This window comes from Drancourtella massiliensis (genome assembly GCF_016900655.1).
Classification (GTDB): Bacteria; Bacillota; Clostridia; order Lachnospirales; family Lachnospiraceae; genus Sellimonas; species Sellimonas catena.
On record NZ_JACJKH010000039.1, the window covers coordinates 1 to 16,762 of the forward strand.

A 16,762-nucleotide genomic window follows, 5' to 3' on the forward strand; every position below is an offset into this window, starting at 1 on the left:
CATGGGAGGCTGCCAGTAGCAAGGTGTCTGCGAACCCGCTTTAGCGGATACCAGTACTATACCCTGGAGGGGTTAAAATTAAACCCCCATTTGAAATGGGGGTTGCTAACTTTGAGGAGGAAATACGTATGAGTATGGTAGGAGATGTTACGAACTACATCAAAGAGTACGATCCGGAAGTCGGCGGGGCTCTGGAACAGGAACTTGGAAGGCAGAGAAGAAATCTGGAGCTGATCGCATCGGAAAATATAGTAAGCCCGGCGGTGATGCTTGCGATGGGGACGGTCCCGACAAACAAGTATGCGGAAGGATATCCGGGGAAACGGTATTATGGAGGCTGTGAATATGTAGATGTGATTGAAAATCTGGCAATCGAGCGTGCAAAACAGCTGTTTGGATGCGAACATGCCTGTGTACAGCCGCATTCGGGGGCAAGCGCCAATATTGCGGTTTATCAGGCCTTTCTGAAGCCGGGAGATACGGTGATGGGACTCAATCTGGACCATGGCGGACACCTGACCCACGGCTCACCGGTGAATATGTCCGGAATTCTTTATCATTTTGTACCATACAGCATCAATGAAGAAGGATTTCTGGACTACGATGAAATCCGAAAGACAGCACTGGAATGCAAACCGAAGATGATTGTTGCAGGGGCGTCTGCATATCCAAGAGAGATCCGGTTTGACCGGTTTGCGGAGATTGCGAAAGAAGTGGGCGCCGTTTTGTTTGTGGATATGGCGCATATTGCCGGACTGGTTGCGGCCGGACTCCATCAGAGCCCGGTTCCTTATGCAGATGTGGTGACAACGACCACCCACAAGACGCTGCGGGGACCAAGAGGCGGCATGATCATGTGCAAGGAAGAACACGCAAAGGCCATCAACAAGGCGGTATTTCCAGGAACCCAGGGTGGGCCTTTGATGCATATCATCGCCGCGAAGGCAGTCTGCTTTGGGGAAGCGTTAAAACCGGAATTCAAGACCTATCAGGAACAGATTTTAAAGAATGCAAAAGCACTGGCTGAAGCACTGAAGGAAGAAGGCTTTGACCTGGTCAGCGGCGGAACGGACAACCATCTGATGCTGGTCGATCTTCAGAATATGAACATTACCGGAAAAGAACTGCAGCGCCGTCTGGACGAGGTTTATATCACAGTCAATAAAAACGCGGTGCCAAATGACCCGGCAAGTCCGTTTGTGACAAGCGGCATCCGGATCGGAACGCCGGCTGTGACAACACGTGGGCTTAAAGAAGACGAGATGAGAACGATTGCAAAGCTGATCAAGATGGCGGCAACAGACTTTGATACAAAGGCAGACGAGATCCGCAGCACAGTCAATGAAATCTGCGACAGACATCCGTTATATGAATAAGGAGGAGACGGGAGATGGAATTAAAAACACCACTTTATGAAGAACATGTAAAGGCCGGAGGAAAGATGGTTCCGTTTGCAGGTTATTCTCTTCCGGTGCAGTATCCGACAGGAGTGATCAAGGAACACATGGCGGTGCGCACCCGGGCAGGGCTCTTTGATGTTTCCCATATGGGAGAGATTCTCTGCACGGGAGAAGATGCGAAGGCAAATCTTCAGATGCTTCTCACCAATGATTATACGAAGATCAAGGACGGCCAGGCCAAGTACAGCCCGATGTGCAACGAACACGGAGGCACGGTGGATGATCTGATTGTCTACCGGAAATCCGGGGAAGAATACCTGATCGTTGTCAATGCGGCAAACAAGGAGAAGGACTACCAGTGGATGCTGGATCACCAGTTTGGAAACGTGGCATTTACGGACGTTTCCGACCAGTATGCGCAGCTTGCCCTCCAGGGACCGAAAGCCCTTGAGATTTTAAGAAAACTGACGGACGAAGAGAGTATTCCGGAGAAATATTATCACGCAGTGTTTGATGGCAGGGTGGCAGAAATCCCTTGTATCGTTTCCAGGACCGGCTATACAGGTGAGGACGGCGTGGAGCTGTATCTGGCGGCAGAATATGCGCCGCAGATGTGGAACGCGCTTCTGGAAGCCGGGAAAGACGAAGGACTGATCCCGTGCGGACTGGGAGCAAGAGATACCCTGCGGATGGAAGCTGCAATGCCGCTCTACGGACACGAGATGAACGAAGAAGTGACTCCTCTGGAAGCGGGACTTCAGTTTGCCGTAAAAATGGCAAAAGAAAATTTTATCGGGAAGAAGGCGCTGGAAGAAGCAGGAGAGCCAAAGAGAGAACGGATCGGATTGAAAGTGACCGGGCGGGGCATTATCCGGGAAGAGCAGAAGGTTTCGCTGGAAGGCACAGAGATTGGAACGACGACATCCGGCACACACTGCCCGTATCTCGGATATCCGATCGCCATGGCGCTTGTGAAGGCAGGAGCAGTCAGGACAGGAGACAAGGTGGAGGTTGACGTGCGCGGACGAAGCGTGGAGGCGGAAGTTGTAGATCTTCCATTTTACAAAAGACAGAAATAAAAATCAGAAAAGGAGAAACGGATATGGAAATCAGAGAAGAATTAAAGTATGTAAAATCACATGAGTGGGTAAAAGAGGAAGACGGAGTTGCAGTGATCGGGCTGACGGACTACGCCCAGTCAGAACTTGGAGATCTGGTGTTTGTCAATCTTCCGGAAGAGGGAGATGAGGTGAAGGTAGGAGAGGCATTTGGCGATGTGGAATCCGTCAAAGCGGTGTCTGATGTGTACTCTCCGGTATCCGGTGTGGTATGTGAAATCAACGAAAGACTGCTGGATGAGCCGGAATATATCAATGAGGCTCCGTATGATGCGTGGTTTATCAAAGTGAAAGACATCACAGAAAAAGAAGAGCTGCTCTCAGGAGCGGAGTATGAGGCGTTTGTAGAGAGCGAGAAAGAATAACAGAGAGGCGGTGAGTTCGGATGGGCGGCTATGTACCGAATACAGAGAAAGAAAGACAGGAAATGCTGCAGGCGGCCGGATATTCTGACATGGATGATCTCTTTGCGGACATTCCAGAGGAAGTCAGACTGAAAGGGGAGCTTGAGATCCCGGCGGGTATGCCGGAACTGTCTGTCAGAAGAGAAATGGAGAAAATGGCCGGAAAGAACAGGATCTTTCCTACCATCTTCCGGGGTGCCGGAGCGTACCGGCACTATATCCCGGCAGCTGTCACAAGCATCACATCCAAGGAAAATTTTGTGACGGCCTATACCCCGTATCAGGCGGAAATCAGCCAGGGAATTCTGCAGTCCATCTTTGAATATCAGACAATGATCTGTGATCTGACCGGGATGGATGCGTCCAATGCGTCAGTCTATGACGGCGCTTCTGCAGCCGCAGAAGGAGTTTCCATGTGCCGGGAACGAAAACGGCAGAAAGTCCTGATTTCACAGACGTCCTCCCCGTATGTGATCCGGACGGTGCAGACCTACTGCCACGGAAATGGAATGCAGGTGGAGCTGATTCCGGAAAAGGACGGGCGTACGGACAAAGAGATTCTCAGAGAACAAATCGATGCACAAACGGCGTGTGTTTACATACAGCATCCCAATTATTACGGAAATCTGGAGGATGCAGAAGAAATTGGACAGATTGCCCATGAAGGCGGGGCAAAATATGTGATGGGAGTCAATCCGGTTTCTCTTGGCATTTTAAAAACACCGGCTGAATACGGAGCGGATGTGGCGGTCGGAGAAGGACAGCCGATGGGGCTTCCACTGGCATTTGGAGGACCGTACCTTGGTTTTATGGCATGTACGGACAAGATGATGCGGAAGCTGCCTGGCAGAATTGTCGGACAGACAAAAGACAAAAACGGAAAGACCGGTTATGTGCTGACACTTCAGGCAAGAGAACAGCATATCCGGAGAGAGAAAGCGTCCAGCAATATCTGTTCCAACCAGGCGCTCTGTGCACTGGCGGTGACGGTATACCTGGCGTCCATGGGATCGGACGGACTGAAAGAGGCGGCGGTGCAGTGTGTCTCCAAGGCACACTATCTGGCAGGAGAGCTGGAGAAAATCGGATACCGCACGAAAAATCAGGGGAACTTTTTCCATGAATTTGTGACGGAATCCAGGGTGCCGGCAGGGGAGACCTTGAAGGCTTTGGAGGAACACGGAATTCTGGGAGGATATCCGCTGGATGAGCACCGGATTCTCTGGTGCTGTACGGAGATGAATACAAAAGAAGAAATGGATGAGGTCATCCGGATTCTGAAGGAGGTGCAGGGATGTTAATCTTTGAAAAAAGCAGACCGGGACGCGGATGCAGCATGCTTCCTGCGTGCGATGTGGAAGAGACCAGACTTCCGCAGGAAGACCAGAGACAGAAAGCCCTCCATCTTCCGGAAATCGCAGAGGGGGATCTGAGCAGACATTACAGTGAACTGGCGAGAAAGTCCCACGGAGTCAACGATGGATTTTATCCGCTTGGTTCTTGTACGATGAAATATAACCCGAAGATCAACGAGGCGGCAGCGGCACTTCCGGGATTTACCGGGATTCACCCGCTTCAGCCGGAACATACCGTACAGGGATGCCTGGAAGTACTCGATAAGGCGGAGAAATATCTCTGCGCCATTACCGGTATGGACCGGATGGTATTCCAGCCGGCGGCAGGAGCCCACGGCGAGTTTACGGGACTTCTCCTGATCCGGGCCTACCACGAAAGCAGGGGAGATACCAGGAGAACGAAGATTCTGGTGCCGGATTCCGCACACGGAACCAACCCGGCCAGCGCGGTGATGGCAGGCTATAAAGTGGTCAGTGTTCCGTCAGACGCGGATGGCTGCGTGGACCTGGAAAAGCTGAAAGAAGCGGCGGACGAAGAGACCGCAGGAATCATGCTGACGAATCCGAATACTCTTGGAATTTTTGAAAAACACATCCTGGAGATTACGGAAATCATCCATGAATGCGGCGGACTCTGCTACTATGACGGGGCGAATCTGAACGCGGTAATGGGAACGGTCCGTCCGGGAGACATGGGATTTGATGTTGTCCATCTGAATCTTCACAAAACTTTTTCCACCCCGCATGGAGGCGGAGGGCCGGGAAGCGGACCGGTAGGATGTAAAGAACTGCTCGCAGAGTTCCTTCCTTCCGTTCTTGTGGAAAAAGACGAGCATTATTATATGAAGAAACCGGAACACAGCATCGGGGAAATGAAAAGCTTTTACGGCAACTTCCTCGTCGTGGTGCGGGCCCTTTCCTACCTGATGACGCTTGGAAAAGAAGGCATCCCGGAAGCAGGCAGGAATGCAGTATTAAATGCCAATTATATGATGAACGGGTTAAAGGATATCTTCCCGGCGGCATACGGAAAGAGCTGCATGCATGAGTTTGTCATCAGCCTTGCCGATCTGAAAAAGAAGACGGGTATTTCCGCCATGGATATCGCCAAAGGACTGCTTGACAATGGCATTCATCCGCCGACCATGTATTTTCCGCTGATTGTCGACGAGGCATTGATGATCGAACCGACAGAGACAGAATCACGCGAAACGCTGGATGAAGCGCTGGAGGTCTTCCATAATCTGTATCGTCAGGCACTGGAATATCCGGATCAACTGCATCGTGCTCCGGTTACCACACCGGTTACACGGCTGGATGAAGTGGAGGCAGCCAGACATCCGGTGCTGCGCTGGCATTTTGATGAATAGGGTGAAGCGACATGTTGGAAACACTTACATATATAGAAAGTCACGGAACCGATCCGTACAGAAATCTTGCGCTGGAGGAGTTTCTTCTCTTTGGATGTAAGGAGAAGGAGTGCATTCTCTACCTCTGGCAGAACGAAAAGACCGTGGTGATCGGGAAAAACCAGAACGCATGGAAAGAATGCAGAACAGAACAGCTGGAGAGGGACGGAGGCCATCTGGCAAGACGGCTTTCCGGAGGAGGAGCGGTATATCATGATCTGGGAAATTTGAATTTTACCTTTCTGGTTTCCGGAGAATATTATGATGTCAAACGGCAGCTTTCGGTCATTGCCGGGGCGCTGGAACATCTGGGACTGCACATTGAGGCGTCCGGCCGGAATGATCTTTTGATTGACGGGAAGAAATTTTCCGGGAACGCATTTTACCGCCATGGAGAGCACTGCTATCACCATGGAACGATCATGCTGGATGTGGACAAGGAAAAACTGGGAAGCTATCTGACCGTCTCCAGGGAGAAACTGAAATCCAAAGGAGTGGATTCAGTACGGTCCAGAGTGGCGAATCTGAGAACGTATCTTCCGGATTTGACCATTGATGATCTGAAGTACGCTCTCCGCCAGGCCTTTGGAGAGGTGTATGGCCTTCCGGTACAGGAACGGAAGCTGGATGACCGGGAGAAAAAGGAAATAGAAAGCAGGGCGGAATATTTCAGATCCTGGGAATGGCTCTATGGAAGAAAGATCCCTTTTCAGCATGAAATCACGAGGAAATTCCCATGGGGCGAGGTAACCATCCGGTTTCAGGTGGAAAACGGGAAGATCAAGGATGCGGCAGTCTATTCGGATGCCCTCAAAACCGGGATGATTGAAGCTCTTCCGAACTATCTGAACGGAGTACGGTTTTCCAGCAGAAGCATCTGTATCGAACTAGGTCTGTACTGGTCAGAAGATCCGGAAGAAGAGAAGATGCTGAAAGATCTGATAGAATGGATGAAAGAAGAGGAATGGTAGATGGAAGGACAATTTGATCTGATTGTAATCGGCGCAGGGCCGGGCGGCTATGTGGCTGCCATCAAAGCCGCGAAACTGGGGCTTCGCACGGCGGTTGTCGAGAACAGGGATATCGGAGGTACCTGCCTGAACCGGGGCTGTATTCCGGCAAAGGCCATGATTCATGCATCCTCTCTGTACAGGGAGATGCAGCACTGCGCGGAATTTGGAATCTGCGCCTCTGATGTCACCTATGATTACGGGAAAATCCTGGCATATAAGGAAGAGACGACACAGCAGCTTGTTCAGGGAATTGAACAGCTTTTAAAGGCAAATGGCGTGACGGTCCTGAAGGGAACCGGAACCCTGCTTCCTGAAAATGGAGAAGAGAAGGAAGTCCTTGTCTCATCGGAGGATGGAGAACAGAGATACAAGGCATCGAACGTGCTTCTGGCGTCCGGATCAAAACCGCTTAAGATTCCGATTCCGGGAATAGAGCTGCCTGGAGTCATCACGAGTGATGAGCTGTTCCGGATGGAAGAACCGCCGCAGAGCATGGTGATTATCGGAGGCGGTGTCATCAGTGTGGAATTTGCCACTGTCTATGCGGCTCTGGGAAGCCGGGTGAAGATTCTGGAGGCGATGCCGAGAATTGTTCCGAATATGGACAAAGAAATTTCCCAGAATCTGAAGATGATCCTGAAAAAGCGAGGAATCGAGATCCATACATCCGCGTCGGTACAGACAGTGGAACAGGATGGAGACGGATACCGGTGCCGGTATGTGGAAAAGGAAAAAGAGCAGGAGGCAAAAGGAGACTGTGTGCTCTGTGCGGTGGGCAGGTGCGCCAATATGGACGGCCTTTTTGCGGAGGGCGCGGCTCCTGAGATGGAGCGCGGGCGCATCACTGTGGATGCGGATTTTCGGACAAACATTCCGCATGTATATGCCATCGGTGACCTGATCGGCGGAGCCCAGCTGGCTCATGCAGCGAGTGCCCAGGGCATTGCCGTGGCGGAACACCTGGCAGGCCGGGAGCGGTCGGTGGATCTGAGTGTTGTTCCAGGCTGTGTCTACACAGATCCGGAAATTGCATCGGCCGGAATGACGGAAGAGGAAGCAAAGGAAAAAGGGATTCAGGTGGAAACCGGAAAGTTCATTATGAGTGCCAATGGGAAATCGTTGATCACGAAAGAAGAGCGTGGATTTATCAAGGTGGTGGCGGATAAGGAGACAAAGACCATACTGGGAGCACAGATGATGTGCGCGCGGGCAACGGACATGATTGGAGAATTCGTGACGGCCATAACCAATCGGATGACAATATCTCAGCTCTTAAAGGGAATGAGAGCCCATCCTACCTATAATGAAGGAATCGGAGAGGCACTGGAAGAACTGGAAGGCGGGGCTGTCCATGTCGTTCCGAAGAAAAAGCGATCATAAGAAAAGCAATCTGGCAGGGTGTATAAAGCACCCTGTCTTTTTGTTGCCATAAGATAAAAAAACGGATATGATAGAAGAAAAAAGGAGGGAACAATTATGTCAGAAATCATTTACAGAGATGCGAAAGTGGAGGATGCAGAAAAGATTGTGGCATTCTACAATTATGTAGGAGGGGAGACAAGCTATTTAAGCTTTGAGAAGGACGAATATCCGATGACTGTAAGCGAGCAGGAGGATGAAATCCGCTCCCTGGAAGGCAATCAGACAAACCGGATGCTCCTTGCCATGGACGGAGAGGAGATTGCAGGAATTGCTACAATTCATTCCACACACAAAATCAAAGCACGCCACGACGGTGAACTGGGAATTGTAGTGGCAAAGAAATATCAGAAACAGGGGATCGGAAGCAGACTGATCCAGATGCTGATCGACTGGTGCAAAGGAAACGGCGTTACAACCAGAATCAGCCTGGACACCAGAGCGGACAACATCCCTGCCGTTGCTCTCTACATGAAATTCGGATTTGAGATCGAAGGATGCCGGAAAAACTCCACACTTCTGAACGGCGTTTACTATGACCTTTACATCATGGGAATGATGATAAATTAATGTAAAAAGCCTTGACTTTTCCTTTTAGACGTAATACAATGATTAAGCGCGTGTGGAAATACGTGATATTTTTGTGCGCAAATCAGAAATTTTCAAGCAAACCTATTAATTATTCGTAGGAGGTGAAAGGAATGCCAACATTCAACCAGTTAGTAAAAAAAGGACGTGAGGTTTCTGTAAAGAAATCTACAGCTCCGGCGCTTCAGAAAGGATACAACTCTCTGAGAAAAAGAGCTATCAATGCATCTGCTCCGCAGAAGAGAGGTGTATGTACAGCAGTTAAGACAGCTACACCTAAGAAGCCTAACTCAGCTCTTAGAAAAATTGCCAGAGTTCGTCTGTCTAACGGAATCGAAGTAACAAGCTACATCCCGGGAGAAGGACACAACCTTCAGGAACACAGCGTTGTTCTGATCCGTGGAGGCCGTGTTAAGGACCTGCCAGGTACAAGATACCACATCGTCCGCGGAACACTTGATACAGCAGGTGTTGCAAAGAGACGTCAGGCACGTTCAAAATATGGTGCTAAGAGACCGAAAGACGCAAAGAAATAAGTAAAAGTTTAAAGTAACAAAATCGTTATCGTATCACAGGACTATGAAATTAGTAGGTTGCGGATTGACATATACTGATATGTCCCTGCCGCACGAACGCAAACTGTGAAGCGAGTACTGATGATTTAATCCAATTATGATTAAGGAGGGAAGGACCGTGCCACGTAAAGGACATACTCAGAAAAGAGACGTATTAGCGGATCCATTATACAATAACAAAGTTGTTACAAAGCTTATCAACAACATCATGCTGGATGGTAAGAAAGGTGTAGCACAGAAGATTGTATATGGCGCATTTGAAAGAGTTGCCGAGAAAGCTGACAAACCGGCGATCGAAGTATTCGAAGAGGCAATGAACAACATCATGCCTGTACTGGAAGTAAAGGCAAGACGTATCGGAGGTGCAACATACCAGGTACCGATCGAAGTACGTGCTGACAGAAGACAGGCGTTAGCTCTTCGCTGGCTGACAACATTCTCCCGTAACAGAGGAGAAAAGACAATGGAAGAAAGATTGGCCAACGAAATTCTGGATGCTGCAAACAACACAGGAGCATCTGTGAAGAGAAAAGAAGATATGCACAAGATGGCAGAAGCAAACAAAGCGTTTGCTCACTACCGTTTCTAAGGATTCTCCCTGGAGACGGTTCTGCCGGATATGGCAGGAAACAGTCGATCTTATTAGTTTAGGAGGAAAAAGTCTTGGCTGGAAGAGAATATCCATTAGAGAGAACAAGAAACATCGGTATCATGGCTCACATCGATGCTGGTAAGACTACGCTGACAGAGCGTATTCTCTACTATACCGGTGTAAACTACAAGATCGGTGATACACATGAAGGTACTGCTACCATGGACTGGATGGAGCAGGAGCAGGAAAGAGGTATCACGATCACTTCAGCTGCTACAACATGTCACTGGACACTGGAAGAAAAGACGAAACCGAAGCCGGGCGCTCTTGAGCACCGTATCAACATCATCGATACTCCGGGACACGTTGACTTCACAGTAGAAGTAGAGCGTTCCCTGCGTGTACTTGACGGTGCTGTAGGTGTGTTCTGTGCCAAAGGTGGTGTAGAGCCTCAGTCAGAAAACGTATGGCGTCAGGCTGACACTTACAACGTACCTCGTATGGCTTTCATCAACAAGATGGACATTCTGGGTGCAGATTTCTACAATGCAGTTGAACAGATCAAAACAAGATTAGGTAAAAACGCAATCTGTCTTCAGCTTCCAATCGGAAAAGAAGACGAATTCAAAGGTATCATCGACCTGATGGAAATGCAGGCATACATCTACAATGATGAAAAAGGTGATGACATCACTGTATGCGACATTCCGGAAGAAATGAAAGATGATGCGGAATTATATCGTACAGAGCTCGTTGAAAAGATCTGTGAACTTGACGACGACCTGATGATGGAATATCTGGAAGGTGAAGAACCGGCAGTAGAAGATCTGAAGAGAGTACTGAGAAAAGCGACATGCGAATGTACAGCTGTTCCGGTATGCTGTGGATCTGCTTACAGAAACAAAGGTGTTCAGAAACTTCTGGATGCAATCCTTGAGTATATGCCGGCTCCGACAGATATCCCGGCTATCAAGGGTGTTGATGAAGACGGAAACGAAGTAGAGAGACATTCTTCTGACGAAGAGCCGTTCTCCGCTCTCGTATTCAAGATCATGACAGACCCGTTCGTAGGTAAGCTTGCTTACTTCCGTGTATATTCAGGAACAATGAACTCCGGTTCTTATGTCCTGAACGCGACAAAGAATAAAAAAGAACGTGTTGGACGTATCCTTCAGATGCATGCCAACAAGAGAGCAGAACTTGACAAAGTTTACTCTGGAGATATCGCTGCAGCGATCGGATTCAAATTCTCCACAACAGGAGATACAATCTGTGACGATCAGCACCCGGTAATCCTTGAATCCATGGAATTCCCGGAACCGGTTATCGAGCTTGCTATCGAGCCGAAGACAAAAGCTTCTCAGGGCAAACTTGGTGAATCTCTTGCAAAACTTGCAGAAGAAGACCCGACATTCCGTGCTCATACAGACCATGAGACAGGACAGACCATCATCGCCGGTATGGGTGAGCTCCATCTTGAAATCATCGTAGACAGACTTCTCCGTGAATTCAAGGTAGAGGCTAATGTAGGTGCACCTCAGGTTGCTTACAAAGAAACTTTCACAAAACCGGTTGATGTAGACAGCAAGTACGCTAAACAGTCCGGTGGACGTGGACAGTACGGACATTGTAAAGTTAAATTCGAGCCAATGGATGTCAACGGTGAAGAAACATATAAATTCGAATCCACTGTTGTCGGCGGTGCTATTCCGAAGGAATATATCCCGGCAGTAGGTGAAGGTATCGAAGAAGCTATGAAATCCGGTATCCTTGGAGGATTCCCGGTTGTTGGTATCCATGCAAATGTATACGATGGATCCTACCATGAAGTCGACTCATCCGAAATGGCATTCCATATCGCTGGTTCCCTTGCATTCAAGGATGCGATGGCAAAATCAGCTCCGGTACTTCTTGAACCTATCATGAAAGTAGAAGTAACAATGCCGGAAGAATATATGGGTGATGTTATCGGTGACATCAACTCCCGTCGTGGACGTATCGAAGGAATGGATGACCTGGGCGGAGGAAAGATTGTACGTGCATATGTACCGCTTTCTGAAATGTTCGGATACTCTACAGATCTTCGTTCCAGAACACAGGGACGTGGTAACTACTCTATGTTCTTTGAGAAATATGAGCAGGTACCGAAGAATGTACAGGAAAAGGTATTATCCAATAAAAAAGCTTAAAAAGGCTTGAAAATTCAGCAGTTTTGAAATATAATCAGATATAGCTGAGTAAACTTTTAAATTAAAAAAATTGCCCTGCTTGAGGGTAGAATTAAGGAGGATTATTCAAATGGCAAAGGCTAAATTTGAAAGAACAAAACCACATTGTAATATTGGTACAATCGGACACGTTGACCATGGTAAAACTACTTTAACAGCTGCTATCACAAAAACTCTTGCAGAAAGAGTTGCTGGTAACGCTGCAGTAGATTTCGAAAATATCGATAAAGCACCAGAAGAAAGAGAACGTGGTATCACAATCTCCACAGCTCACGTAGAGTACGAAACAGAGAAACGTCACTACGCACACGTTGACTGCCCAGGTCATGCTGACTACGTTAAGAACATGATCACAGGAGCAGCTCAGATGGACGGAGCTATCCTTGTAGTAGCTGCTACAGATGGTGTTATGGCTCAGACAAGAGAGCACATCCTTCTGTCCCGTCAGGTAGGTGTACCTTACATCGTTGTATTCATGAACAAATGTGATATGGTAGACGACGAAGAACTTCTTGAATTAGTAGAAATGGAAATCCGTGAACTCCTTGACGAGTATGAATTCCCGGGAGATGACACTCCGATCATCAGAGGATCTGCTCTGAAAGCTCTGGAAGATCCGAGCGGAGAATGGGGAGACAAGATCATGGAACTTATGGATGCTGTTGACAGCTACATTCCGGATCCGGAACGTGACACAGACAAACCGTTCCTTATGCCGGTCGAAGACGTATTCTCTATCACAGGACGTGGTACAGTTGCTACAGGTAGAGTAGAACGTGGTACACTTCACGTATCTGATGAAGTAGAAATCGTTGGTATCCATGAAGAAACACGTAAAGTTGTTGTAACAGGTGTTGAAATGTTCCGTAAACTTCTTGATGAAGCTCAGGCTGGTGACAACATCGGTGCTCTGCTTCGTGGTGTTCAGAGAACAGAAATCGAAAGAGGACAGGTTCTTTGTAAACCAGGTTCTGTAACATGCCACCACAAATTTACAGCTCAGGTTTACGTTCTGACAAAAGATGAAGGTGGACGTCATACTCCATTCTTCAACAACTACCGTCCGCAGTTCTACTTCAGAACAACAGACGTAACAGGTGTTTGCGAACTTCCGGAAGGAACAGAAATGTGCATGCCTGGAGATAACGTAGAAATGACAGTTGAACTGATCCATCCAGTAGCTATGGAGCAGGGACTTCGTTTCGCTATCCGTGAAGGTGGACGTACTGTAGGATCAGGCCGTGTTGCTACAATCATCGAGTAATCTAATATAGCGAAGATTTAAGGGATTGCCGAACGGCAATCCCTTTTTAAGCTTTATCTTTTCGTAAATATCAGGAATGTCTTACGGAGAAGTCCGGATAGAAACCTCTCAGTGTATTCATAATGAGTTTAAATGTAAGTTCAGCCATATGCTGGGGACTTGCGGAGGATTCTTCTGACAGCCAGGTCTTGACCAGACCGATGCAGCCGGAAAGGCAAAAGGCATAATAATATGTCAGATCATCCATCTTCCCTGGAAATGTTTCTTTCAGAGCATTCAGACTGTGTTCGGAAAGAATATTCTCAATCCGGTGCAGGAAGGAGATGTCTCCGTTAGGTCCCAGGAGGGCGGCACAAATATCACGGTTTTCCGCAAGGATAGAGAAAATGTCTTCGATGAACGGGAAGCTGTCCTCATTGAAAGGGCTGACCGGATGGGTATGGATCAGATCTTCAATCTCCCCGGTCAGTTCATTTTCAATCTTTTCCATCATGTCATAGATATCCGTATAGTGTAAATAGAAGGTGGAGCGGTTAATGTCCACTTTTTCTACGAGTTCCTTAATTGTGATCTCCTTTAAACTTTTTTCTTTCAGAAGTTCGGCCAGCCCCTGACGGAGCTGGGCTCTTGTCTTGCGAATCCGCCGGTCCATAGTTTTTGGCATGAAATAAATCCTCCTCTTAAAATAATAGACATTATGTCGTTTGCTTATCCATTAACAGACAGAGAGCCGTCACATTAATGGTTGTATCTCTTTTCTGATTTTACTATAATTCATGGTGACAGAAAAATCAACACAATATCTATTAATAGAATTAATGTTGCAAAAAGAGAGGAGAAAGAAAACGATGTTGAAGCAGGAATGGCACAGTCTGTTCAAAAATAAGATTTTACTGATTGTTACAGTCGCGGTCATCGCAATCCCGACAATCTATACGACACTTTTCCTTGGATCTATGTGGGATCCATACGGAAATCTGGATAAGCTTCCGGTGGCTGTCATCAATCATGACGTTCCGGTGACTTATGCAGATCAGAAGCTGGATATTGGCGGCACATTGATGGACGAACTGAAAGACAACGATTCTCTTGACTTTCAGTTTCCGTCAGACAAAGAAGCGCAGAAAGGACTTAAGGATGGTACATACTATATGGTTATTACCATACCGGAAGAGTTTTCAGCTCATGCCGCATCGCTGACGGATGCGAACCCGGAAAAGATGACGTTGTCCTATGAAACGAATCCGGGAACAAATTATATCGCATCCAAGATGAGCGAGACGGCGATGAAGGAACTGGAAAGTTCAGTACGGGAAGAGGTTACCAGGACGTATACAGAAGTCCTGTTTGATAAACTTGCGGAAGTGGGGGACGGAATGCAGGAGGCAGCTGACGGTTCGGGTGAATTGAAAGATGGGGCGGATCAGTTGGCCGACGGAAATCGGACGATTACCGACAATCTGCAGATTCTTTCCAAGAGCGCTCTGGTATTCGCGGATGGAAGTCAGGAATTAGAAGTAGGGCTTGATCAGTATACAGATGGAGTCAGTACGGCGGCAGCAGGAGCAGAAGAATTGCAAAACGGTGTAAATGCGCTGGACAGCGGCGTAAATGATGCACAGAAAGGCGGCTCCGATCTGGCAGCCGGTGCGGCGGATGTGGATGATAATATGACTGCTCTCAACGCCGGACTGTCCGAACTGAATGCGGCCGCATCTGCCCTTCCGGATGCGGCAGATGCGCTGAATGACGGAGCAGCTTCTTTAAATGACGGAGCAAAACAGCTTTCCGGCGGGATTACAGCTCTGTCTGAAGGGGCAGCCAACCTGAAAGACGGAGCGGATTCTCTTAGCTCCGGTCTACAGTCTGCTGCATCCAGTTCCCGGTCGTTGCGTAATGGGGCGGCCGGGATCAGCCAGGCGCTGGCGGCACTTGCCGGAGCAGAAGGCGTACCGGAAGAACTGAGGACACAGATTGCAGCAGTACAGCAACAGGCAGAAATATTGTCTGCAGGTGTTTCCGATTATACATACGGTGTTGATGAAGCGGCAGCAGGAAGCACACAGCTTGCATCGAAGATTCCGGAACTTCAGAATGGTATTTCCACTGTGCAGAATGGTGCGGATTCCCTGAAAAACGGGATCGGACAGCTTCAGTCCGGGACGTCCGCACTGGCAGAGCAGGCTCCGGTACTGGTGAGAGGAATTTCCGCTGCTGCTTCAGGAGCAGATCAGCTTCAGAAGCAGGGAACATCAGCGCTCCGGAAAGGAGCTGCGGAACTGAACAGTGGCCTTGGAGCGTTGGCACAGGGAAGTACGAAGCTGAAAGACGGAACGGATACGCTTGTTTCCGGAGCCGGCAAGCTTACTTTGAACAGTAAAGCATTGACGGAGGGGGCGGCAAAGTTGACAGATGGAGCCGGCCAGATCAGCAAAGGAGCGGAACAACTTTCTGACGGCAGTCGCGAACTGGGCGATGGGATCGATCAGGTTTCGGACGGTGCGGATACGTTGTCAAAAGAACTGGGAAGCGGTGCGGCGCAGATCCGGGAAACGAATACGTCAGATGAGGCGACGGATATGTTTGCTGCACCGGTAGATACAGAAGAGACACAGATCACGGAGGTTGCCAACAACGGCCATGCAATGGCGCCGTATATGATGTCTGTAGGGCTGTGGGTCGGCTGTATTGCGTTCAGCCTGATGTATCCGCTGACCAGTTATGGAGGAAAAATGAAATCCGGCTTCCGCTGGTGGATCAGCAAGGCATCTGTGCTCTATCTGACAGCAGTTCTACAGGCGGTAGTTATGATTGGTGCACTCCATATATTTGATGGTTTTACTCCTGCGGAAATTGGAAAGACCGTTCTGGTAGCGTGTGGGGCATCGCTTGCATTTATGTCGGTGATGTACTTCTTTACCAGTCTGCTGGGCCGTGTAGGAAGTTTCCTGATGCTGATATTCATGGTGATCCAGCTGGCCGGTTCTGTAGGTACGTACCCTTATGAACTGTCCGGATCATTTGTGCCGTATCTTCATGACTGGGTGCCGTTTACCTATACGGTGCAGGCGTTCCGCAGTACCATAAGCGGCGGCGAGAGTATCCGGGGATGTCTCATTTTCCTGCTGATTCTGTTCCTTGTATTTACAGGACTTACGATTCTGGAGTTCACTGTGAGATCCCGGAAAATGCGGGAAGGCAAAAATACATGGATGGTGTGGCTGGAAGAGCATGGACTGGCATGATGGATGAGGTGCCATTGCATAAAGATTCTAAATTATTTAGGGGCTATCGGGAAATAGATAGTCCAAATCAGGGGCAGATGTGACTCATACGAGTCACATCTGCCCCTGAACTTTATCCTCTAAAAAGAGAAAAAGATGGCTAACGACAACCA

General features: G+C 48.6%; 14 protein-coding genes. 13 read left to right on the forward strand and 1 reads right to left on the reverse strand.

Annotated features, from left to right (window positions below; all coding sequences use genetic code 11):
- Positions 1–128 precede the first annotated feature (128 nt).
- The 12 genes from glyA (at position 129) to tuf (ending at position 13,365) form a co-directional block, all read left to right on the forward strand.
- Complete coding sequence (gene glyA, locus H6A32_RS14925; protein ID WP_430749596.1) at positions 129–1,376, forward strand: serine hydroxymethyltransferase; 1,248 nt, start codon at positions 129–131, stop codon at positions 1,374–1,376.
- 14 nt (positions 1,377–1,390) lie between these two features.
- Positions 1,391–2,479 (forward strand): glycine cleavage system aminomethyltransferase GcvT, encoded by a 1,089-nt coding sequence (gcvT, locus tag H6A32_RS14930; RefSeq protein WP_204864728.1) that lies wholly within the window; start codon positions 1,391–1,393, stop codon positions 2,477–2,479.
- A 23-nt stretch (positions 2,480–2,502) separates the two neighbouring features.
- Positions 2,503–2,883: a glycine cleavage system protein GcvH gene (gcvH, locus tag H6A32_RS14935; protein ID WP_191434204.1), complete on the forward strand. Its 381-nt coding sequence runs from the start codon at positions 2,503–2,505 to the stop codon at positions 2,881–2,883.
- 20 nt (positions 2,884–2,903) lie between these two features.
- Positions 2,904–4,223 (forward strand): aminomethyl-transferring glycine dehydrogenase subunit GcvPA, encoded by a 1,320-nt coding sequence (gene gcvPA / locus H6A32_RS14940; protein WP_204864729.1) that lies wholly within the window; start codon positions 2,904–2,906, stop codon positions 4,221–4,223.
- Entirely contained in the window at positions 4,217–5,647 is a 1,431-nt protein-coding gene (gene gcvPB, locus H6A32_RS14945) for an aminomethyl-transferring glycine dehydrogenase subunit GcvPB (RefSeq protein ID WP_204864730.1), read from the forward strand. The genes gcvPA and gcvPB overlap by 7 nt, the downstream gene beginning before the upstream one ends.
- 11 nt (positions 5,648–5,658) lie before the next feature.
- The gene (locus H6A32_RS14950) at positions 5,659–6,657 is read left to right on the forward strand and encodes a lipoate--protein ligase (protein WP_138373392.1); all 999 of its coding nucleotides are present in this window, start codon (positions 5,659–5,661) and stop codon (positions 6,655–6,657) included.
- Complete coding sequence (gene lpdA / locus H6A32_RS14955; RefSeq protein WP_204864731.1) at positions 6,658–8,079, forward strand: dihydrolipoyl dehydrogenase; 1,422 nt, start codon at positions 6,658–6,660, stop codon at positions 8,077–8,079.
- 96 nt (positions 8,080–8,175) lie between these two features.
- Entirely contained in the window at positions 8,176–8,688 is a 513-nt protein-coding gene (locus tag H6A32_RS14960) for a GNAT family N-acetyltransferase (protein ID WP_087167040.1), read from the forward strand.
- Positions 8,689–8,819: 131 nt separating this feature from the next.
- Positions 8,820–9,242, forward strand: coding sequence for a 30S ribosomal protein S12 (gene rpsL, locus H6A32_RS14965; protein WP_087167041.1), 423 nt, complete (start codon positions 8,820–8,822; stop codon positions 9,240–9,242).
- Positions 9,243–9,399: 157 nt separating this feature from the next.
- A complete protein-coding gene (gene rpsG / locus H6A32_RS14970) occupies positions 9,400–9,870 on the forward strand; it encodes a 30S ribosomal protein S7 (RefSeq protein ID WP_207651994.1) in 471 nt (156 codons plus the stop codon).
- Positions 9,871–9,944: 74 nt separating this feature from the next.
- Positions 9,945–12,062 carry an elongation factor G gene (fusA, locus tag H6A32_RS14975; protein WP_087167043.1) on the forward strand — a complete coding sequence of 706 codons (2,118 nt, stop codon included), beginning with the start codon at positions 9,945–9,947 and terminating at the stop codon, positions 12,060–12,062.
- A gap of 109 nt (positions 12,063–12,171) precedes the next feature.
- Positions 12,172–13,365, forward strand: a complete 1,194-nt coding sequence (gene tuf / locus H6A32_RS14980; protein WP_087253568.1) for an elongation factor Tu — start codon at positions 12,172–12,174, stop codon at positions 13,363–13,365.
- Positions 13,366–13,435: 70 nt separating this feature from the next.
- On the opposite strand, the gene H6A32_RS14985 is transcribed toward tuf, so the two are convergent.
- Positions 13,436–14,029, reverse strand: a complete 594-nt coding sequence (locus H6A32_RS14985; RefSeq protein ID WP_118636115.1) for a TetR/AcrR family transcriptional regulator — start codon at positions 14,027–14,029, stop codon at positions 13,436–13,438.
- Positions 14,030–14,213: 184 nt separating this feature from the next.
- Between H6A32_RS14985 and H6A32_RS14990 the strand changes: the two genes are divergently transcribed.
- Entirely contained in the window at positions 14,214–16,610 is a 2,397-nt protein-coding gene (locus H6A32_RS14990) for a YhgE/Pip domain-containing protein (RefSeq protein WP_204864732.1), read from the forward strand.
- The last annotated feature ends 152 nt before the right edge of the window (positions 16,611–16,762 follow it).